At 67.3% G+C, this 263-nt stretch carries 1 protein-coding gene; it reads left to right on the top strand.

Features of this window, described 5'->3' with window-relative positions; translation table 11 throughout:
* A partial coding sequence (locus tag IAE37_RS28665; protein ID WP_201178804.1) for a c-type cytochrome occupies nt 1-263 on the top strand: 263 nt, incomplete at both ends.

The following is a 263-nucleotide window of genomic DNA, read 5'->3' as shown; positions in this document are numbered from 1 at the left end:
TGGCTTCCCCAACCTGACCGACAGCGACTGGCGCTGGGGCGGCGAGCCGGAGACCATCAAGGCCTCGATCATGGGCGGTCGCCATGGGGTGATGCCGGCCTGGTCTGAAGTCATCGGCGAACAGGGTGTGGCCGACGTGGCGGCATTCGTGATCAGCAAGCTCGACGACCGGCCGCTGCCGGAAGGCGCCAAGGCCGATGCAGTGAACGGCGAGAAGATCTTCGCCGCCAACTGCGTGGCCTGCCACGGGCCTGAAGGCAAGG

Source organism: Pseudomonas sp. S31, from assembly GCF_016648105.1.
Classification (GTDB): domain Bacteria; phylum Pseudomonadota; class Gammaproteobacteria; order Pseudomonadales; family Pseudomonadaceae; genus Aquipseudomonas.
The sequence above is the reverse complement of the archived record's forward strand: the minus strand, read 5'-3'. Positions and strand labels throughout refer to the sequence as shown.